Source organism: Psychrobacter sp. CR212, assembly GCF_059693765.1.
In genome coordinates this window covers 67499-89022 of record NZ_JCATIF010000008.1, presented here as the reverse complement: position 1 = coordinate 89022, position 21524 = coordinate 67499, and the positions used below count along the sequence as shown (strand labels likewise).

21 protein-coding genes and 1 rRNA gene are annotated in these 21524 nt (G+C 43.3%); 11 read left to right on the top strand and 11 right to left on the bottom strand.

Annotation, left to right across the window (positions count from 1 at the left end):
• The first annotated feature begins 98 nt into the window (after positions 1-98).
• Positions 99-212: ribosomal RNA gene (gene rrf, locus AC58CZ_RS13005) — 5S ribosomal RNA — on the top strand.
• 290 nt (positions 213-502) lie between these two features.
• Positions 503-1792, top strand: coding sequence for a hypothetical protein (locus AC58CZ_RS13000; protein WP_494224873.1), 1290 nt, complete (start codon positions 503-505; stop codon positions 1790-1792).
• A 179-nt stretch (positions 1793-1971) separates the two neighbouring features.
• Here the strand turns inward: AC58CZ_RS13000 and AC58CZ_RS12995 are convergent, their stop codons facing one another.
• Entirely contained in the window at positions 1972-2865 is an 894-nt protein-coding gene (locus tag AC58CZ_RS12995; protein ID WP_494224872.1) for a pirin family protein, read from the bottom strand.
• A 272-nt stretch (positions 2866-3137) separates the two neighbouring features.
• On the opposite strand from AC58CZ_RS12995, the gene AC58CZ_RS12990 reads away from it, so the two are divergent.
• Together AC58CZ_RS12990 and AC58CZ_RS12985 are read left to right on the top strand one after the other, a co-directional pair.
• Complete coding sequence (locus tag AC58CZ_RS12990) at positions 3138-4190, top strand: 5'-nucleotidase (RefSeq protein ID WP_075107294.1); 1053 nt, start codon at positions 3138-3140, stop codon at positions 4188-4190.
• A gap of 40 nt (positions 4191-4230) precedes the next feature.
• Positions 4231-4836, top strand: a complete 606-nt coding sequence (locus tag AC58CZ_RS12985) for a rhomboid family intramembrane serine protease (protein ID WP_494224871.1) — start codon at positions 4231-4233, stop codon at positions 4834-4836.
• 43 nt (positions 4837-4879) lie between these two features.
• Here AC58CZ_RS12985 and AC58CZ_RS12980 read toward each other — a convergent pair whose 3' ends face one another.
• From AC58CZ_RS12980 to AC58CZ_RS12965, 4 genes are all read right to left on the bottom strand, one after another.
• Positions 4880-5422 (bottom strand): hypothetical protein, encoded by a 543-nt coding sequence (locus AC58CZ_RS12980; protein WP_494224870.1) that lies wholly within the window; start codon positions 5420-5422, stop codon positions 4880-4882.
• A 139-nt stretch (positions 5423-5561) separates the two neighbouring features.
• Positions 5562-7430 (bottom strand): VC_2705 family sodium/solute symporter, encoded by a 1869-nt coding sequence (locus tag AC58CZ_RS12975; RefSeq protein WP_494224869.1) that lies wholly within the window; start codon positions 7428-7430, stop codon positions 5562-5564.
• 4 nt (positions 7431-7434) lie between these two features.
• Complete coding sequence (locus tag AC58CZ_RS12970) at positions 7435-7695, bottom strand: DUF4212 domain-containing protein (protein WP_071002865.1); 261 nt, start codon at positions 7693-7695, stop codon at positions 7435-7437.
• A 1366-nt stretch (positions 7696-9061) separates the two neighbouring features.
• Positions 9062-10699, bottom strand: coding sequence for a 4Fe-4S dicluster domain-containing protein (locus AC58CZ_RS12965; RefSeq protein ID WP_494224875.1), 1638 nt, complete (start codon positions 10697-10699; stop codon positions 9062-9064).
• Positions 10700-11152: 453 nt separating this feature from the next.
• On the opposite strand from AC58CZ_RS12965, the gene AC58CZ_RS12960 reads away from it, so the two are divergent.
• The 4 genes from AC58CZ_RS12960 (at position 11153) to AC58CZ_RS12945 (ending at position 14732) form a co-directional block, all read left to right on the top strand.
• A complete protein-coding gene (locus AC58CZ_RS12960) occupies positions 11153-11836 on the top strand; it encodes a DUF1285 domain-containing protein (protein ID WP_494224868.1) in 684 nt (227 codons plus the stop codon).
• Positions 11837-12102: 266 nt separating this feature from the next.
• Complete coding sequence (gene murI / locus AC58CZ_RS12955) at positions 12103-13002, top strand: glutamate racemase (RefSeq protein ID WP_494224874.1); 900 nt, start codon at positions 12103-12105, stop codon at positions 13000-13002.
• 165 nt (positions 13003-13167) lie between these two features.
• Positions 13168-14205, top strand: a complete 1038-nt coding sequence (locus AC58CZ_RS12950; RefSeq protein WP_494224867.1) for a DUF4062 domain-containing protein — start codon at positions 13168-13170, stop codon at positions 14203-14205.
• Between the two features lie 227 nt (positions 14206-14432).
• Positions 14433-14732: a hypothetical protein gene (locus AC58CZ_RS12945; RefSeq protein ID WP_058024783.1), complete on the top strand. Its 300-nt coding sequence runs from the start codon at positions 14433-14435 to the stop codon at positions 14730-14732.
• A 121-nt stretch (positions 14733-14853) separates the two neighbouring features.
• On the opposite strand, the gene AC58CZ_RS12940 is transcribed toward AC58CZ_RS12945, so the two are convergent.
• From AC58CZ_RS12940 to msrA, 5 genes are all read right to left on the bottom strand, one after another.
• On the bottom strand, positions 14854-16314 hold the full coding sequence (locus AC58CZ_RS12940) for a lytic murein transglycosylase (protein ID WP_494224866.1): 1461 nt from the start codon (positions 16312-16314) through the stop codon (positions 14854-14856).
• A gap of 238 nt (positions 16315-16552) precedes the next feature.
• The gene (locus AC58CZ_RS12935; protein WP_494224865.1) at positions 16553-17101 is read right to left on the bottom strand and encodes a DUF1499 domain-containing protein; all 549 of its coding nucleotides are present in this window, start codon (positions 17099-17101) and stop codon (positions 16553-16555) included.
• Between the two features lie 11 nt (positions 17102-17112).
• A complete protein-coding gene (locus AC58CZ_RS12930; protein WP_494224864.1) occupies positions 17113-17271 on the bottom strand; it encodes a hypothetical protein in 159 nt (52 codons plus the stop codon).
• Positions 17272-17331: 60 nt separating this feature from the next.
• Positions 17332-17997, bottom strand: coding sequence for a thiopurine S-methyltransferase (gene tmpT, locus AC58CZ_RS12925; protein ID WP_494224863.1), 666 nt, complete (start codon positions 17995-17997; stop codon positions 17332-17334).
• Positions 17998-18134: 137 nt separating this feature from the next.
• A complete protein-coding gene (gene msrA / locus AC58CZ_RS12920) occupies positions 18135-18656 on the bottom strand; it encodes a peptide-methionine (S)-S-oxide reductase MsrA (protein ID WP_494224862.1) in 522 nt (173 codons plus the stop codon).
• Between the two features lie 210 nt (positions 18657-18866).
• On the opposite strand from msrA, the gene cmoA reads away from it, so the two are divergent.
• The 3 genes from cmoA to AC58CZ_RS12905 are packed head-to-tail and all read left to right on the top strand — an operon-like array spanning position 18867 to position 21154.
• Positions 18867-19652, top strand: coding sequence for a carboxy-S-adenosyl-L-methionine synthase CmoA (cmoA, locus tag AC58CZ_RS12915; protein WP_494224861.1), 786 nt, complete (start codon positions 18867-18869; stop codon positions 19650-19652).
• A gap of 50 nt (positions 19653-19702) precedes the next feature.
• Positions 19703-20737, top strand: coding sequence for a tRNA 5-methoxyuridine(34)/uridine 5-oxyacetic acid(34) synthase CmoB (cmoB, locus tag AC58CZ_RS12910; protein ID WP_494224860.1), 1035 nt, complete (start codon positions 19703-19705; stop codon positions 20735-20737).
• A 33-nt stretch (positions 20738-20770) separates the two neighbouring features.
• On the top strand, positions 20771-21154 hold the full coding sequence (locus AC58CZ_RS12905; protein ID WP_494224859.1) for a DUF1176 domain-containing protein: 384 nt from the start codon (positions 20771-20773) through the stop codon (positions 21152-21154).
• A gap of 35 nt (positions 21155-21189) precedes the next feature.
• Here the strand turns inward: AC58CZ_RS12905 and AC58CZ_RS12900 are convergent, their stop codons facing one another.
• Positions 21190-21408: a DUF2788 domain-containing protein gene (locus AC58CZ_RS12900; RefSeq protein WP_071002875.1), complete on the bottom strand. Its 219-nt coding sequence runs from the start codon at positions 21406-21408 to the stop codon at positions 21190-21192.
• Between the last annotated feature and the right edge of the window lie 116 nt (positions 21409-21524).

Sequence of the window (21524 nt, the reverse complement as noted above, 5' to 3'; positions counted from 1 at the left end):
GACAGAAAATATTTCGATATCACCTTTAACCTTGATTCAGTTAGGTTACGTGGTACTTATCAAAAGTCACACAAACAGACTCATATCTAACCCCCTTTGCTGACGACAATAGCACGATGGCCCCACCTGATCCCTTCCCGAACTCAGAAGTGAAACATCGTCGCGCCAATGGTAGTGTGGTTCGCCCATGTGAGAGTAGGTCATCGTCAGCTCCTTATACTTAAAAAGAGTCATCCTTAATTGGGTGGCTCTTTTTTTTACCTATAATTTAGTCATCACTATGTGACCTACGCAGCTATTCCTATTTAAAGGAATAGCTCTTTCGAACCTAAAATTGGCATGCAATTTTTTAACGGTTCTCAGGTCATCGTCAGCTCTCTATTTTGATTAGCCCCTTGATACTGACGTATCAAGGGGCTTTTTTATGAAGTATTTCTTTTTTTACAACTATATTTGGTATCATGTTTCTAACTCCGGATTATAATTATTTTAGGTATATTTAATGGCTTCTCTATTGTCTGATCTTGATGAGCTCGTTCTAAAATGTAGAGATCAAAAAGCAACAAGCTATGTAAAAGAGGCAGTTTCTTGCTATAAAGCTGGTGCTTTTAGATCTTCTATTGTTTCTACATGGATTGCAGTATCTTTTGATATTATCGATAAATTAAAAGAGTTAACACTTGCTGGAGACAGAGAGGCGGAAAGACAAATTGATGCTTTTGAAAAAGCTCGAAGAGTTGGAGACATAGCAGCGTCATTAAAGTTTGAAAGAGATATATTGACTATTTGTAGAGATAAGCTTGAAATAATATCTCCCGTTGAGTTTATTGATTTAAATAGGTTGCAAGAGGATCGTAATAGATGTGCGCATCCTTCGATGACAGTAGATAGTGAAGTTTTTAACCCGTCAGCTGAACTAGCGAGAATGCATTTAAGATATGCTGTTGAACATTTGCTTCAACATCCACCAGCTCAAGGAAAATATGCGTTAGAAACTTTAACAGCAGAAGTAAGTTCTGAGTATTTCCCTACTGATATCCAGAAAGCTATAGTAGCTTTCGAAAATAGTCCTTTAAAAAAAGCGAGAGATAGTTTAATCAGAAATTTTACGATAGTACTCTTAAAGAAACTAATAACTGATACTAAGGACTATAAAGAAGTTCGTAGGATATCAACAGCTTTAAATGCTGTAGGAACTATTCATAGGGAAATATACATATCCACTTTATCAGAAAAGCTTTCAAGCATTATTAGAGGATTGGAGAGTAAAAAGCTCGATAAAATAATTCCAGTCATAGCTCATGTTGAAGATAGCTGGTTACATTTTGAAACTGATATCAAGCAAAAAATTGAAACATATGTTGAAGGCTTGCCAAAGGATAAACTTGACGACATAGATATATTTTTATCAATTTCGGATTTAAAGACGGCTGCTGAGAGTAGGTTGCGTAGAGCAACTAGAGATGAATTGAATGGATCCGTCTTTTTTGCAATCCCAATACAAGTTAGTGATCGCATAATTGACCTATATTCAAAGTCAGAGACGTTTGAGCAAGCAAATAATTTTGCTTCAACAGTTATTAGGTATGCGGTTGATTATAACAAAGATCAAATACAGAAATTAATTAAAGCATGTGGAGAAAATGATCAAATTGAATATAGCTTTGAAATTAGATCAGTAATTAATGCTCTAAGGAAAAATAAAAGAATTAATGATGATGAAGTCGATAAACTATTGCTAGATTCAGAATTAAACAAATTTATTAAGCCAAATAATAATGAGGATAAGTAGAGTCTGAAATATTTTTTATTATACTGACATATGAAAATTAATAGTATTTAGAGAGAATGGAAATATTTGATCTTCAATAATCAAAGATTTAATCACTTTTCATCATAAAAAAGCCCATATTAGCGAACGAATACGGGCTTCTACATCTAGTAAAATATTCAAACAAACTAAGCTAACCACTAAGCCCCTTCACCAAACTTACCACTTTGGAAGTCAGTGACCGCTTGCATAATTTCTTGCTGACTGTTCATGACAAAGGGACCGTACTGCACAATCGGCTCGCGTAGTGGGCGACCCGTGATTAAAATCACTTTGGTATCCTCACCACTATCGGCTGCAATAGTCACGCCATCGGCATTGTTATCATTTTTCAAGATAGCCATGTTCTTAGTCGGTACGGTTTCGCCTTCGATTTCTACTTTACCACGATAGACAAAGGCAAACGCATTGTGATCGGCTGGAATCGCTTGGCTAAAGCTAGTCCCTGCGGGTAGATGGATATCCAAATACGTCGGCTCAGTAATGTCGCGGGTGACTGCACCTTCTACGCCATGCGATCTACCTGCGATTACCGTAACGTCTACGCCATCTTCAGTTGTGTATTTAGGCAAGTCCTCACTTTGGAAGTCTTTATACCAAGGGTCATTCATTTTATCTTTGGCAGGTAGATTAAGCCACAGCTGAAAGCCTTCCATCGCGCCGTCTTCTTGTTCCGGTAGCTCTGAATGGATCACACCGCTCGCCGCTGTCATCCACTGCACGCCGCCGTTTTGTAATAACCCTTCATTACCCGCGCTATCACGATGACGCATACGGCCTGTAATCATATAAGTAATGGTTTCAAAGCCGCGATGCGGGTGATTGGGGAACCCTGCGACATAATCATCTGGATTGTCACTTTTGAAGTTATCTAGCATCAAGTACGGATCGAGGCGCTGTTGCAGCTGCTGCGTCAGTACGCGAGTGAGTTTAACACCAGCGCCGTCTTGGGTATCGACTCCAGCAAAAAGCTGCTCGATTTGACGCGATTGGGTCACAATATCTTTTTTACTATTCGCTACAGTATTATTCATTATTCTTTCCTGATTCTTTAATATCTGTTGGTGAGCATTGATTTATTACTCTTAGCTATTTATTTGAGGCCAAGGGGATATATTCCAATAGTATTATATAGTTTAAATTAATAAGTGATAATGATAATTAAGTATTTTTTAATAAATTATCAATACAAAAGTGATTACTATTAAAGAGTTGCCAATAATAAAATCTTACTTACCTACTGAGGTTTAATTGCTAAACTGATGAGCATTAACCAATACCATGCTTAGAATAGAGAACGGATAATATGGCAGTCGATTTAACCAATACTTTAATAGTGGCTATATCAGCGACAGCATTGTTTGACTTAACGGAGTCTGAGAACCACCTTTTACAGCTACTACAGCAGCGCCCTGACGAGGCAGTAAAGGAGTTTCGCGATTATATGGCGAAGCGTGAAGATCAGCCATTAGATAGTGGTGCAGGATATCCATTAATCAAAGCGCTGCTCAATCTAAATAATTACTGTAACGACTGTCTATCAGCGGATTTAACGACCGAGTCGCCACTTGTGGAAGTCGTCATCGTCTCAAAGAGCAGTCCTGATACTGGCATTCAAGTGCTCAATGCCATTCGTGACAACGGTTTGAATATTTCACGTTCCGCCTTTGTATCCGGAAGTCCTGTGGCGCCCTATATCAAAGATTTTAATGTGGATTTGTTTTTGACGACCAACCGTGAGGACGCTCAGCAAGTCGCCGATGCCAACATTTGCGCTTGTGCGATATTGGACGCCACTCCTGTTAACACTTATGAGCTTGATACCGATCAGCTACGCATTGCCTTTGATGGGGATGCAGTATTGTTTGATGACTCAGGTGAGTTACTTTATAAGCAAAAGGGGCTACGAGCTTTTCACGATCGTGAAGTAAAAATGCGTGATTTACCGATTGAAAAAGGCCCTTACGCTGAGCTATTGATCAAACTGTCAAATTTACAGGAACGTTTACCGGCTGGTTTACAGTATTCCCCAATCAAAATTGCGCTTGTGACCGCCCGTAATGCACCTGCTGATTTGCGCGCTATTAAAACGCTGCGAGAATGGGGCGTGAATGTCGATATGGCATTTTTTTTAGGAGGGCTGGAAAAAACAGCAGTGCTTAGGACATTTGCACCGCATATATTCTTTGATGATTCAATCAAGCATATCGATGCAGCACGTCGATTTATACCTACAGCCTTGGTTCCTTATCGTTCGACGTCGTTACTGCACGGTGATAGCTATCTAACTAATGATAAAGATGCAACATTATTGTCATTCAAGCCTGCTGTGCGCCCACTATTTGTAGTAAATCATTGAGCATGTACAGATAAGCGAAATTTAAACAATAGGATGGTATATGAATTGGCAGCAATTGCTCAACTTGATTGTGGCGCGAATAAAGCAGGTTGTTGGTTTATACGCTTTTGTACTCATACCGATGTGGGGTATGTTTTTTTTAAATGAAGTGGCGCTATTTGGACTGTGGAATATCTTTGGGATTGTACCGCGCGCGTTAGATATGGGTAGCATGATAGGGGTATTTGCATCATGGACGATGCATGGCAACTTGTCACACCTAATTGGCAACACAGTAACACTACTACAAATTTTATTTTTATTTGGACTGTTTGAGAAAAACGCTTACCGTACCATTATCAAACTGGTTGTGGCTTCAGGGCTGGTGACATGGGTAATCGGGTCACCATCTTCTATTCATATCGGTGCATCAGGGTTGTGTTTTGCGATGTTTGGTTACATGATAGGCGGTGCATTATTTGCGCGGCGTTGGGGATATTTATTGGCCTGTATTATCATGGGAACAGGTTACTGGCTGACCATCAAGCAAGGACTGATGCCGCAGCCGGGAGTCTCTTTTGCCGCACATTTTGGGGGATTGTGCGCAGGGTTACTGCTGGGGGCAACTTCCAAGCATCACTATACCAGTGTCAGTCGCCATCAATAAGTGCTCAAGGCTGCTGATTTAACCATCTTGTAATGGTGTGGTTTTACTGGTTTGACTGACAAACACTCAAAAACAAAGGATCGTCAGTAGTTAGCGGCCGCCATTGGGTGGTATTTGCCACATATTCTCTCAAGCCAAGCTCACGGTCTTTGGCTACAGGTATCCTATAGTCGGCACGTGCAGGCGCACGGCAATCAATCACTTGTGGCATCTGCTGTACACTCATACGCCGCTCAAACAAATATAAATTGACCAAATATAGACCCTGATCGGCACTGCGCGCACGTTCGTTGTCAACAGCCATAAAGCGCACGGTCTGAGGCTTTAGGTAAGACCAAGGTCGAAACCAAGCGGTATCCTCGATTTTTTTGATGACGGTGACACCCTCTGGCAGCTGAATCACTTGCTGATCGTACCAGTTGTATTCTTGATGAATCTGAAACGCAAAAATACCGATGGCAGCAAACAATGGAATCAGCCACTTGGGCGTACGCTTTCCTGCCAGTTTGCTCAAATGTGTGATAATCAGTGCCAACCCAGCCATACCAAACCCAGCAGCGATGGTCGCAATAAACTCATAAATCATAAAATAAATCCTCAAAGCGGTGGGTCAATGTGTCAGTTGGTTAATTCATCAATCAAGCAGTGATACCATAAAAAATCACCCACAAGCAGCTATGGCTCATGAGTGATGGTCATCTTAACAGATAAAAAAGAAAGTCGGCTTAATGATCAACCGCACCACCTGCACCGCGTGGGTAACGGACACTTTCGACCAACTCTTGAATCTCTCTTGGAGGCGCTTTGGTACCGTAAGAGACTGCAAAGGCAACTGCAAAGTTCAATAGCGCTCCAATCGCGCCGAATGACAGTGGCGAGACACCAAGAATCCAGTATTCAGCCGTATCAGGTAGGTTGGCCGTACCAGCGATAAAGAACCAGCCTTTGTACATAAAGATATAGACCAAGGTGGTAATTAGGCCTGTGAGCATACCGGCAATCGCGCCGACATTATTGATGCGTTTTGAGAAAATACCCATCATCAAGGCAGGGAAGAGCGACGCCCCTGCGATACCAAAGGCCAGTGCCACCACCTGAGCAGCAAAGCCTGGTGGGTTCATACCCAACCATGTGGCGACCACAATCGCGACACCCATCGAGACACGCGCCGCCATCAGCTCGCCTTTATCCGTGATATTGGGGTTAAAGTGACCTTTGATCAAATCATGACTGATGGCTGATGAGATGGCGAGCAGTAGACCTGCGGCGGTTGATAGTGCCGCGGCCAGACCACCTGCTGCGATCAGACCAACCACCCATGGTGGTAGCTGCGCAATCTCTGGGTTTGCCAATACTAAGATATCGTTATTGACATCTAGCTCGTTACCTGCCCAGCCTGCATCAGCAAAACGGCCTTCAGCTTCAAGATCGTGTAAGACGCGAGCGGCGTCAACCGCCGTAGTAGCCGCGCCAACATCACCACCTTCGGTTTCGGCATTGGTTAAAGCCAGCTCCGCTGCGCCAAGGCCACTATCGTTATACATCTGAATGCGACCATCGCCGTTTAGATCGTTATATTTGATTAGACCTGTTTGCTCCCATGTACGCATCCAATCTGGACGTTGGTCATACTCGAGTGCAGGCTCATTCACGCCTTGTGGGTAGATGGTATCAAGTAAGTTCAAACGTGCCATAGAGCCTACCGCAGGCGCAGTGAAGTAGAGCAGGGCAATAAAGACCAATGCCCAACCCGCTGACCAGCGCGCATCGGCCACTTTGGGTACGGTAAAAAAGCGAATGATGACGTGCGGCAAGCCTGCTGTACCAATCATCAATGACAACGTAAACAGCACCATATTTAGCTTATTGGGCACATCAGCGGTATACGAGGCAAAGCCTAAATCTGTCACCACTTGATCAAGTTTGGTCAATAGCGGTAAGCCTGATTCTGTATGAGTTGAGAACATACCAAACCCAGGGATCGGGTTGCCCGTCAATTCAAGCGAGATAAAGACCGCAGGAATGGTATAGGCGATAATTAACACCACATACTGCGCCACCTGCGTATAGGTAATCCCTTTCATACCGCCAAGTACCGCGTAAAAGAACACCACAAATGCTGCAATAATCAAACCTGTGTTGTTCTCGACTTCCAAAAAGCGCGAAAATGCCACGCCAGCACCCGTCATCTGACCGATAACATAGGTGGTTGACGCAATAATCAAACAAGCAACTGCGACCATGGCTGCGGTCTTAGAATAAAAACGGTCCCCAATAAAATCAGGAACCGTAAATTTACCAAACTTGCGCAAGTAAGGTGCCAGTAGCATGGCCAGTAGCACATAGCCACCTGTCCAGCCCATCAAATAAGAAGACGCACCGTAGCCGCCTGCCGCGAGTAGACCTGCCATAGAAATAAATGACGCTGCACTCATCCAGTCTGCGCCTGTTGCCATACCATTGAGTACGGGGTGTACACCGCCACCTGCCACATAAAAATCGCTGGTCGACCCTGCACGCGCCCAAATCGCAATCCCAAAATATAGCGCGAAAGACAGCCCCACAAAGATAATATTAATTACAAATTGACTCATAAGGCTATTCCTCGTCTAGGCCATATTGTTTATCCAACTTATTCATACGCCACGCGTAAAAAAAGATGATGATAATAAAGATCGCAATAGAGCCTTGCTGCGCAAACCAGAAGCCCAGATCAGTACCGCCAATGGCGATGCCCGCCAATAAAGGCCTTAGCAAAATAGCAAAGCCATAGGAACACAGCGCCCAAACGACTAGGCAACCTAAAATCAGCCGCACATTGGCACGCCAATATCCAGAGGGATCATCATGGTTTTTCATAGGACAACTCCTTTTGTCTTACATAAAACAGGGTGAGTGGTTGGCGATAGCCATTCAATGATGATGTGTACCAATACTTTGTTAATAACACCCAATCTGATTGTAGAAGCTATTAACGGTATATAGATTAGATACAAACCAAGCGATCAAATGGCCGATCAAACCAACAGGTGGATAACGCTTGTTATATTTTTAGCACACTTGTGGTGACTAAAAACAGTAGATAGACAAACGATTACAGGTCGTACATGGTCATTATTACGCGTAAGCATGCGGCGATTGGCCAGTCAGTGCTTAACGCTATTGCCATCATCATGAAAAAAAGAGGGAGTGGTGCCGAAGAGAGACAATCCGCTGTCTTTTTTAACTCTTGTCTTCTTGACAAAAGAGAGTATGGCTCGTTCACATGGTGGTTATATCACCATGATGGTTATGGTGGAACGTCATTGGGTAATGATCCAAACGTGTACGCCATAATAGGGTTATATCGATACTATAAGCATCAATCATCTAAACCCTATTGGGAATATATACAAAATCTCAGTAATTCACAATAAGTATATTTCACAAGCTTTTTGTAACAAAATATATATGAATGCAACTACTTAGTATCAAACAGGTAATGTTTTACCCACAGTAAATAAATATCCGATATATGGACAGTTATACGTCAATTTTGTTAAATCCACAACCTTCATGGTGATTTAAAATGCTAAAAAATATGGCTGATTGCTAATATTTTTTATCTCAATAATGATTTTGTCCTCATATGGATTCGAGTATAACGGTAATCGGATATTGTAGGCAAATTATTACTAATATCGTATTTTTAATTGAAATAAAGGTGATATCTACTATTTAATAAAACAAAAGTTAACTATTGCGTATGGATACAAATGAATACGGTTATAAAATGGCAGCAATAAATTGAATGTATAGGTTTTATGGTTCATAGAATAGGTAAAAAAGAGATAAGCTGAACGAAATAGCCGCGCTTTAGTCAAAATACCGCCACTTATCGCTAGACTGTACTTCAGCGATGGCCTTCGTCTTTGTGCAGCGAACAATAACCATCAAGCAGTCATCATGATGTTTTTAAGACAAGGCTCACTGTAGCCAACTCTCAGCAGCGATTGTGCTGATTGTAAAATCAGCTTATAGAACGGAAAACCATCTTTAATCCTGACAGCTGTGTGAAGCCGAAAGACGAGGCCAATCATCATGCTTGGATGGATTAAATTCTATTCTCAGAGAGTTTAGAGTTATAAGTAGTAGGTCAACATAATCTGCTTAAACGAAAAAACCGCTCTTCTCTTTATACAGAGAAGAGCGGTTTTTATTGATCTTTATGATGTTACATCATCTTTTACATGTTTGGATAGTTAGGGCCACCGCCACCTTCTGGGGTTACCCACGTGATGTTCTGTGATGGGTCCTTGATGTCACATGTTTTACAATGCACGCAGTTCTGCGCATTGATGACGAATTTGGCGCCTTCAGCATCTTTGACCACTTCATATACACCCGCTGGACAATACAAGCGTGCAGGCTCCGCATAGAGCGGTAAGTTGATAGAGATAGGCACGGTTGGATCAGTCAGCTTCAGATGCGTTGGTTGATCCTCTGCGTGGTTGGTATTTGAGATGAATACCGATGACAATTTATCAAACACCAGCTTGCCATCAGGCTTGAGATAAGTCGGCTGATAAGCATGGTTGGCGCGCTCTAACTGATCGTAATCTGGTACATTATCATGCAAGGTCAGTGGCATTTTGCCTTTTAATAAGTTGTGCTCGATAAAGGTGAAAGCACCGCCCATAAACAGACCCATGCGGTGGATTGCAGGAGAGAAGTTGCGTGCCTCATAGTTGTCTTGATAGAGCCATGATTCTTTGTACATGGTGCTATAAGCCACTACTTCGTCATGCTGACGCTCTGCCTGTAGCGCCTCAAAGATCGCTTCGGCGGCGAGCATGCCTGACTTCATCGAGGTATGGGTGCCTTTGATTTTTGCGGGGTTCAAGAAACCAGCATCATCACCCACCAACACACCGCCTGGGAATGTGAATTTTGGTAATGAGTTAAGCCCGCCTTTAGTCAACGCTCGGGCACCATAAGAAATACGCTTACCGCCTTCTAGAACACGCTTGATGACAGGATGGGTCTTCAAGCGCTGCATCTCATCAAATGGCGACATGTAAGGGTTGTGATAAGACAGATCCGCCACTAAGCCAAAGCTCACTTGGTTGTTTTCATCGAAGTACAACCACCATCCGCCAGTTGAGCCAGTTTCGGTCAACGGCCAGCCAAGACCGTGCATGACCACGCCTTGCTCATGCTTATCAGGCTCGACTTCCCACAGCTCTTTTAGACCGATACCATAATGCTGAGGATCAGAGTCTTTATCTAGATCAAAACGACTGATTAAGCGTTTGCCCAAGTGACCACGGCTACCTTCGGCAAAAATAGTGTATTTGGCCAGCAGCTCATAGCCAGGCTCAAAGCTTGGCTTGGCTTCGCCGTTGGCAGCCACACCCATATCACCCGTCAACACACCTCTGACCGAACCATCGTCATTGTATAAGATGTCATCGGCAGGGAATCCTGGGAACATCATCACTTCAAGCTCTTCTGCCTGTACAGCCAACCAACGAACCACATTGCCTAATGAGACAATGTAGTTACCGTCATTATGCATTGGGCCTGGAATCAATGAGTGCGGTACTTGAGTTGAACGTGTGGCAGAGTTTAGATAATAAAACCGATCTTCCGTCGCTGGTACGTTAAGCGGTGCGCCTTTGTCTTTCCAGTCTGGAATCAGCTCATTCAAGGCACGTGGTTCGATGACTGCACCTGATAAGGTATGGGCACCAAACTCGGAGCCTTTTTCGACCACACACACCATAAATTCATCGTTACCGGCTTCAATAGCGAGCTGACGTAAACGAATAGCCGCAGAGAGACCTGCAGGTCCACCACCAACAATGATGACATCGAACTCCATGGACTCACGCTCGATCTCAGGTTCCGGCTCTACGACTGGCGCTGCCGTCTCTGTTACTACTGGTGCGTCAGCGTCTACAGTAGTGCTGTCTACAACTGGCGCTTGATTGTCTTGCTCTTGCATACCTACTCCTAAACTTTAGTGGCTTATCTCAGGGCATCATTAGCGTAACAACCGAATAATAGATTTGCGGCGCTAACGTCACTCAGACATATGGCTGCCCGATAAAAATGTGTCATCAATACAAAATCCACTTGACCATTTCAATAAAAAATCGTTACTCATTATAAAAGAAAAGTCCTACAAACACGATACGCATTTATGAGCAACGGTGTTAAGGTTATATTGAAACAATAAGGGTGTTTAGATGATAAAGCTTCATCATACCCGAAACAAAAATTTATAGTAATAATAGATTTGCCAAACTTTGAATACTATATAAAGGATTGTGCGATGAATAATGATAACAATTATACTGATGGGAATAACGGAAATAATTTGGAAGCCCCAGTCAATAAGACCTCTAGTATAAATAATATGAATGCCCTCAGCCAATATCTCAAATCAACCGCTGCCACTCGTGAAGGGCGAGAAATACCGCCGCTTGATAAATGGCATCCAGAAAATATTGCCGATATGGATCTGGTGATAAAAGCAAATGGCGAGTGGTGGCATGAGGGTGGGAAAATGACCAGACAGTCACTCGTCAATCTCTTTGCAACCATCTTGTGGAAAGAAGAGAACGACGGTGTAACCGAATATTTTTTGAAAACTCCTGTGCAAAAAATTCGTATTCAAGTAGAAGATGTGCCATTGCTGATCAATGATGTCGGTATCGTAAAAGAAAATTATATGAGCTGGTTGGAGTTTGTGACCACCACCGGTGACGTGGTGCGCTTGGACGATGAGCATCCCATTAGCTTACAAGCATATCAGCCTGATAATGCCGCAGACCGTATAGATGAGTCGCAAGTACGCCCTTATATGCCAGTAAGAAATGGTCTGAACGCGCTGATTGGACGAAATAGCTTTTATCATTTGACGGAGATTGGTGAACTAACAGAGCATGATGGTAAGACGATGTTGACCTTACAAAGCGGTGGGAAGTCTTATTCTATGACTATGCCAGACCGTTAAACGTTAATACATCAACAGCAGCATTTATAGATTATGACAATAAAATCCATTTCATCAGTGGAGATGTCATAATACAAGAAACGCAGATATCTCTGATTGAGTAGAAATCAGAGATAATATAGAGATGATGATATGTATCTAAAAGTGGCGGTGAAGTAACGATGGCGAGTGCTGCAAATCAGATGACAACAAGTCAAGCAAATATAGAACAAACAAATATTTTGGATAGTCATGTGCTGTCAAAGACTTCTATTAACAATGCTGGCATGAATGCAATGGTTATCGATGCAATCAGCATTGATGATGCCCAACGTGCTCCGATAGGACTATTCGATTCGGGGATTGGCGGCTTATCAGTTTATTTGCATTTGGCTCAGCAGTTACCTGCAGAGCGTTATATATATTATGCAGACACTTTAAATGTCCCTTATGGCAACCGCGAGAGCGATGATATCGAGTCGCTCACGCTAAAAGCCGTTGAATGGCTGCATAAGCAAGGCTGTAAGCTAATTGTGATCGCTTGTAATAGCGCATCAGCTTATGCTCTAGATACAGCGAGACGCTCTTATCCGAATATGCCTATTGTAGGTCTAGTACCAGCGTTAAAGCCTGCGATATTGGCAAGCAACAGCGGTCATGTCGCGGTATTGGCCACTAAGGCGACGCTCAATGGCCGGCTGCTTAATGACGTTATTACCAATTTTGCCAATCCAAATGGTACGGTGGTGACAAAATATTTTGATCCACAACTGGTGCCTTGGGTAGAGGCTGGCATGCCAGTTGAGGATGAGACGGCTCAGCGTCTACGCCAACAGCTACGGGCATTTGCAAATGAAGGAATTGATCATCTCGTGCTCGGCTGTACACATTATCCATTTTTTAAATCTTTTTTATTAGACGAAATTGCGCAGCAGCAGTTGACCATACAGGTGGTTGACTCTGGGCAAGCCATCGCTGAACGAGTCAAGCAACTTTTGAGCGAAAGTAAACTCGCCACGGCTTTTTTGGACAAGACAAGTATTCATAATCTGAATACAATCGATATGACAAATGTCGATATTAGACAGCCATTAACTTTCCATGCGACTAAATATAGTGATAGACTAAGCGCTTTGATTGAACGCTTACTTGGTCAAGAGACTATACTGCAATACTATTCTGAGTAATGGTTAGCAAAGATATTTATGCAAAAACCTTTATTGCAGCATGGATGTGGTTAAAATACGTCGAATGTATTTTCTCAAGACTGTGCGAGTTGATACAAAACAAGATATTTTTGCTCTATTTCGTTTTATTCCCTTTTATGCCGCAATCTAAGCTCAGAGGTAATCGTGCCACATCGCCGCTATCACATTCATGTTATATGTGCTGATAATGATCAATTATTGGTCTTGGACAGCGTAGCGATATTTTTTCAAGTACGGGCGTTTTTGACTTATGACGTGTCTAGCAAGTTGCCAAAAGCTTCGCTATATGGTCGACAATGTATTGATTCTTGTGATTATGCATTGATGATCATTGGAGACAGTTACGGAGCCGTACAAAAGACAGGCGTGAGCCAAATGCATTTGAGTTACCTGAATGCCAAAGCTAAAGCCAAGCCCCTACTGATTTTCATCAAAAATCAATACCAAGAGACGGGTGTCAGTCGCCAATTACAAGAACTGATTAAACTCGTCTCTAGGCAAGACAATCAGATTTATTACTATGATACAGAAGACGATATCGAAGCGTTACTCGTACAAGCCTACTACAGTGCAGTAGCCAGTCATAAAGTGAGAGGTGGCTGGGTGAGAGCGACTGAGGAGATGATTAAATTTAGTCGACAAACGGTCGCCGAAAGACTTGCTGATCTCTTATCTAAGAATACTAATACTAATACCAATACCAATACCAATACCAATACCAATACCAAGAAAGAACGTTCTGTTGATGAGGGTTTTGCGGCTGACAATGTTAGCAAACCAATTGTATTGTCACAAACGTTTGATGTGCAATATAGTGCTCAAGCTTATGAAGGTGGTAACTTGAAGGATGTTACCAGAGAAGTAATATTATCTTGGCAAGAAGTATTAATCACCTTAATGAAAATACCGTCTACATTTTCGAGCTACGGGCTACAAAATGCTATTAATCGTCTGATCTCCCCAAAAGCTGAGATAGATATCAAAAACGATATGCCAAACGTTCACGCTGTCTCACGCTGCCAAATCTCTCAAGATGATCTCAATAACCTACAACGTCAGCTAGTAAGCGCCAACTGGATACAATTGACGACCTACGGTACACGTTTGTCACAAGAGCTTTGGAAGCTTACTTTTCATGCCAGAAGCCTACTAGAAGCTGAAAACGCTCAAACAGATGAGTGACATTAGGTTTTGGCATACGTTCACCTTTTAGCTTTTCATAAAATATGGGCAAAAATACATCTTATGCTCCTGACTACGTTCTGTAATACAAAGCATACGCGGCAATGGTTGTGAATTGACTCAAGACTCGTGATAATAATAGCCATCAGATACAAGAATTTGTGTCAGAATTAAAAATACATAAGACGTACTACACTATACTATTGATCGATTAAGGAGAGTGCATAATGAGCAACGCTAAAAATGACGAGTTATTAAGAGAGCTTGATGGTCTAGAGAAAAACATGCATGACGCTGATCAATTTCATACACTAGAAGAACAAGTGGCAGATATGAAACGTCGCGGCATCGATCCAAGCCAAGCCTACAAAGATTTGGATAGAAAAGCAGAAGACGAAGACTGGGGTGATGCGACTTGGAAAGAAAATGGCAAGTGGGAGCCAAAAACGGCTGCTGATCTAGATGATAACGCTCGTGAAAACTGGGACGGTGACAACGGTAAGCCAAACCCGCCACCCATTGTCTAAATCTTTCTTTAAATATCGATGTGATAGGTGAAGGTCTTCACTAGGCATCAAACCTAAAAAAGCCACGCTAATTATAGCGTGGCTTTTTTAATGATTTACGGTAGGACTATTCGTTACATTATTATGACTCTTCGTCAATGCGAACTAGCTTGATCGTCCCATCGGCACTAGCAACACGGCGATAGCGCGTATTAGTAGAAGTTGAAGGACTTATCGATGGTTGAGAAGAATAGCTATTAGGCGTAGTGGTCTGCTGCTCAATTAGCTGCCCCATACGATCGGCAGGCGCAGGGTTCAAAGGTCGGCTATTTGCTGGCTGAACGTACTGCCCTGGACTTGGTGCTGCATTACCAACGATAGCACGATAGAACTTTTGGCCTGCGCGTCCATCTGCTGGGAAAATGCCACGACTGGTCTGATATTGCTGGATAGCCGTGCGCGTGTTGTCCCCAATGATGCCATCAACACTACCAATATCATAGCCTGCATTTAACAAGGCTTGCTGAATATCTTTTGCTTGTTGACGACTGATACCAGGATCATCTGTTGGCCAAGCAGTGATAAAGTCTGTTTTGCTACTGTCTTCGCGAGTAATCAAATCTGATAAATGGGCGATAGCCAAGGCATAGTTTTCTGAAGCATTATACGAGTAGAACGTATCAAAGTTTTTACCAACCAAAAACGCAGGACCATCGACACCAGCTGGTAGCAATAAACCCGCACTACTCAAGTCATAAGGCAGCGGACTACCGTTAGCCAGCGTTAGACCTTGATTGCGCCAATGGCTGATAGATTTTTTGTCTTTACGGCTAGAAGCCGCCCAAAATCCATCAGGTAGTTTGACTTCATAACCCCAAGGCTCACCCGTGCGATAACCACGTTTGTCCAAGAAGTTTGCAGTAGAGGCAAGTGCATCAGGCACACTATTAACAAGGTCACGACGACCATCGCCGTCACCGTCTACGGCTAGCTCTAAGAAGGTACTAGGCATAAACTGCGTTTGCCCAAACGCACCTGCCCACGATCCCGTCATGTCATTGGGTGCGATATCGCCATTTTGCACAATTTTTAGCGCATTGGCATACTCACCTTGGAAATAGCTTTGACGACGATCAAAACAAGACAACGTCGCCAAAGATTCAAACAAGGGTTTTTTACCTAAGGTTTGACCAAAGTTAGATTCTACGCCCCATACGCCAAGCACATGCTCTGCTTTTACGCCATAGCGCGATTCGATTTGGCGCAGCGTGTCACGCCACTGGCGCTTGGCACGGATACCATCTTCGACACGCTCTTTGTCTACTAGCGCGGATAGATAATCCCAAACGTCTTTTTGAAACTCTGGCTGATAGTTGAGTGACTGAATGACACTAGGATCAGGCTGGCTTGGACGATAGTTGTTAAAGGTATAGCTATTGACACCGCGAAACTTGCTCGAATTTTTTAGCCCATCCAAGCATTGCTGAAATTCACTATTGGACAGATTTGGAGCGGGCGGCTGAGCTGCTTGGGCAGTGCTCGCAAGGCTAATGCCAACTGCAACACTAAGCAATGACAAGGTAGAAAAAGGAGTCAAACGCATGAAAATATCCTATAAACATCAAAGTGATTATTGAGAGAAAAAAGCAAAAGGTAAAAAACGATATTAACGTAGAGTAACCAATCTAAACAGTAAAGAAAAGCTGTCGAAGTACTAAGATTATGAATGGTTACGATAAATTGACGATGGCGTGAGGTTGGGAGAGTATTTTGTTGAGCTAAAAGTTCAAAGTGTCAGACAGCATTTAAATTTCAGAGATTTTTTAGCAAATAGAACCTATCTACTTAGCTAGCAAATTATCCAACTCTTTAATAAAGCCATGAATCCGCGCCGCATTTTTACCCAAATCGCTACCACCAATCCGCGACTTACTACGTATATCGACTAAACGTTCATTCTCGCTATCCGTGACAAGTACGACGATATCGTCTTTAAAACCGAAACAAGCAGTGGTGTCCGTCGCTTCTATAATGCCTTTATCTGCATCAATATTGACCAGCTCCCAGCCCAAGCTTTCAATGGCTTGTGTGCTTGCCGCAATCAATTCAGGTTGCGTTTGGTCATAACGTAATATCTGTAATTCAGGATAACCGATACGCTGTTGCTCTGCGGTCTCGATACCATCGTAAGCGACTGGATTGGGTGCATCAGCGCGTAGTGGGGCAATGGCGACAAATGCAGGTGGGTTCATCAAGTCGGTCGAAATATCATGGATGGGCGGTACGTTTTTGGCGGTATTCATCATGCTTAAAGGGATAGCAATGGCAGTGATAGCAAGCACTGCTGAGATTAACGCGCTACCAATACTCGCCGTGTTTCGTTTAAACAATAGCTGTATGGCTAATAGTATTGATGCCGCAATACCAGCAAATAAAATACCTCAAATTTAAACCCTGTAAACGCATTCGCTAAACCGATCATGCCAAATTGATAAAGTGGCCCTGCAAGCGCGACCAGTAAGACAGCAATCAAACTTATCAGACCAACGAATATTTTCATTGCGCTTCTTCCTTGTGATTGAGTACTAACTCATTGCTGCGCAAACCAATTCTTTGTTGCTTATTTCAATAGCCAAATATGCTCTGTGACTTTTAGATTAGGCATGGAGCCAATAGAGCTAGGCTCGCTTGCTAGCTTACAGATCTGATAGTGACTGCCATAATACTGCTGCACTTGCTCATGATTGATAGAGAACGGCGGCCCATCTTTTTTACTTTGATCGTAATTAAGCGTTATTAGCAATTGTGGCGCATTGTCGCTAACTTTACGTATCTGTTCGCTATAGTCGGGACGCATATCAGCTGGCAGAGCAATCAAAGCTGCTTTATCATATATCGCATCGATAGTACCTAGATCTGTAGAGGTCAAGGCAAAGATATCAGCGGCCCAGAGTGTAATAGTTCGCTGCTCATCACCATCTACCAGCTGACCTTGGTAGCATTTAATATCTGGATTTTCTACATGCTGAGAGACAATAGGTTGGATATTTTGTTCAGCAAAGAATGCTTGTACGGCCGTCTCAACCAACTCAACGCCCACCACATCATACCCTTGTGCCGCGAGCCAAACCATATCGATAGATTTGCCGCAAAGAGGCACAAAGATACGGCTGCCGACTGCTAAATCTAAGTGATCAATATACTCAGTTAATAATGGATTAACAGCTGACTGATTAAATCCGATACGCTTTTCTTGCCAGCGTTTGTGCCAAAATTCGGGATTCATAATTTACGCCTATCTATAGGTATTTGTTGATATCTTTATAATAACGTCTTATTTGAAAATGCTGAACACAATAAAAAGCCAAACACCTATTTTATAAGCATTTGGCTGTTAGCAAGCAGGATTTGTTAATCAATCGTTTAGCTCGTCATATATTGACTAAATTCTTTACGCAATTTAGCAAGCTTTGGTGGTATGGCAAAGTTGCAATAAGCCTGTCCTGGGTTTCTGTTAAAGAAGTCTTGATGCGCCTCTTCTGCGCGGTAAAACTCAACGGCAGGATGTACTTCTGTGACGACATTGACGCCCATGTCACGCAGCTTATTAATGGTGCGATCAACCGTTGGTTTCTGATCTTCCTCGGTATAAAAGACCACGCTGCGATACTGACTGCCAACGTCATTGCCTTGACGATCCATCGTTGTGGGATCATGCGTGGCAAAAAATACGTCGAGGATGACTTCCAACGGGACGGTCGTCTCATCAAATTCGACTTTGATGACTTCGACGTGTCCAGTGTCACCACCGCATACGGCTTCATAATTGGCTGATACTGCATCGCCGCCCATATAGCCTGAAACGACAGACTGTACGCCTTTTACGGATAAAAAGACAGACTCGGTGCACCAAAAGCAGCCACCGCCTAATACGATTGTTTGCATAATTTTTTCCTATTTTTATAAATATAAAATCATCGTTGTTTGCCTAGGTGTTATCTATCAAACAATGTCGTTTAGCTTAGCAGGGCATCTGGTGGCGATAAGTAACAAATAGTAATGTTATAATGGGCTTTTGCTACGTGTGGTATGACCGCAGCGCTAATAAAAACGGTGCGGTTTGCCAATCATTTTATTTGAATAATGAGTGTGACCATGAGCCAGCCAACGCCCGATACTGCCCCAGCCATCCAGCATGATACGCTATTTACCACACCGCTGGACAAAGCGGCGCGTTTTTCTTTTGATGAGCAAGTGGTGGCGTGTTTCCCCGATATGATTCGCCGTAGCGTACCCGGTTATGGTCAGGTATTGGCCATGCTGCCCATATTTGCCCGTCGTCATTGCAAGTATCGTCAGCAGAGCGATAGTGGTCAGCGCGTTAGCCGTGTTTATGACTTGGGCTGCTCGCTTGGTGCCGCCAGTATGACGCTGGCTGGTGAGTTTGATCGGCAAGATTTGCAGATTAAGGCGATTGATATCTCCCCCGCGATGACGTCCGAAGCCACGACGTTATTGAGTGACAATTATCCTGAGCACGATATCGAAGTCATTACTGCAGACATTCGCGACGTTGAGCTTGAGCCATGCGACATGGTGATTTTAAACCTAACGCTACAGTTTTTACCAGCAGCCGATAGAGTCGCAGTATTAGAAAAAATTTATGCGGCCTTGAGCGAAGGCGGCATACTGGTATTAACCGAAAAAACCCATGCCTTTGATGAGCAGTATGATGCGTGGTTGGTTGAGCGTTATTATGATTTTAAACGTGCCAATGGCTATACCGAAATGGAAATCAGTGGCAAACGTAATGCATTAGAAAACGTGCTGATTACGGATACGTTAGATGAGCATCATGCACGGTTAGATCAGGTTGGCTTTAAGCGTCACTTGACGTGGTTTCAGTTTTTAAATTTTGTTTCTATTGTGGCGTTTAGATAATCCTTACTTTTAACACAGTTATTTCTTAATCAATACGGTAATCTGCTTCTATGCTAAACGACACCATCACGCACGCCGAACGCGAACTATATTTAACCCTATTAGAGCTGGCTCAGCAGCAGCCGAGCGCTTATGAATGGCTGACGCGACTGCCAACATGGTTAAATGACATCAAGGACAAAGCTAACTACGCACATGCGCCTGCTTATCAAGCGTCAGTCGCTCGTTTGCCAAATTTGACGGTCAATCACGTCGATCTAAACAGCGATACATTGACGATTGAGGCAAGTCTAAATGAGTCTCAGCATAAACAAACGACAGCGCTATTAAGGCAGCTGATGCCGTGGCGTAAAGGCCCATTTCAGATTGGCGATGATGAATCAGGTATTAAGATTGATACCGAGTGGCATAGTGATTGGAAATGGCAACGTGTTGCGCCGCATTTGAGTAGGCTAGATGGTCGCCGCGTATTAGATGTCGGCGGCGGCTCTGGCTATCACGGTTGGCGTATGGCTGGCGCGGGAGCAGATACCGTCATTATCATTGATCCATCGTGCTTGTTTTACCATCAGTTTATGGCGATTCGTCATTTTGTCGGTAGCGCGGATGCTCATGAGACAGGCCGCTATCGCACGCATTATATCCCTGTCCCACTTGAGGCATTGCCCGAGCATAGCCAGTTGTTTGACACCATATTTAGCATGGGTGTGCTCTATCATCGCCAGTCACCGTTCGAGCATTTACAACAGTTGAAAGGGCAGTTGGTTAAAGGTGGTGAGCTAGTGCTTGAGACGTTAGTTATTGAAGGCGATGCCAATACAGTCCTAGTACCGCACGACCGCTACGCGCAGATGAATAATGTGCATTTTTTACCATCGGTGGCGGCATTAATTGGCTGGCTAGAAAAAGCAGGTTTCTCAGACGTGCGTTGTGTCGATGTCGCCGTCACCTCAACAGAGGAACAACGAAAAACCGAATGGATGACCTACCACTCGTTAGCAGACTTCTTAGATCCTAATGACTCAACTAAGACCATCGAAGGATATCCTGCTCCCATGCGTGCGACTTTGATTGCAAAAAAATAGCGTTGAGTAGAATAACAATACAAGGAAGTAATAATGAAAATGTCAGCTGCTTTAATGATGGCTACGATCGGTTCGCTATCGCTACCTGCTATGGCAGGATACGGCACACCGTCTGAAGGCTGGGGCTTTGTACAAGACGACTGGCAAGTGGTTTGTGATAATACGCGTACTTGCCGAGTAGCAGGCTACTCAAGTGACGCCTCAATAGATAAGCCTGCTTCAGTGCTATTCACCGTATCGCCAAAAGTAGCGCTGCCAAAGGCACAAATTCAGTTGGCATCAAAAGTATCCAAAGATAAGGCTGAGCTGTGGTTAAATAATAAAAACTATGGGACATTGCAGCCCGCTGGAAGTGACGCTGCATTATATGATCTATCTGCTAAGCAAACACAAGCAATTATCGATAAGGCTCGATAAGAAATATTTGGGATTTAATGACGAAAAATGACTGATTATATCAGCCATTTTTTGAAAGCGACTTCCATGACTATTTTAAGGATGAAACCAACAGAGCCTGCGCCAAGAGCCAAAAAGATCCAAAAGGTACCTGCGCGCCCAGCATCAGAGGTTTTAGAGATATCCCACATGATAAAGAATAAGAAAGCGATGAATATCGGCAGTAAGACGTACAAGCCCCAACTGGTGACCGTACTGGCAGCAATAGCAAACATAGCATAATCCTATAGGGTAATAACGCGTCTTCTATGGCGTAAAAGCGTCATAGAAGCGCAATATAAACCATCATTATAACGTGTAAGCGGTTGCGTATAAACGACTGCTCAGTATC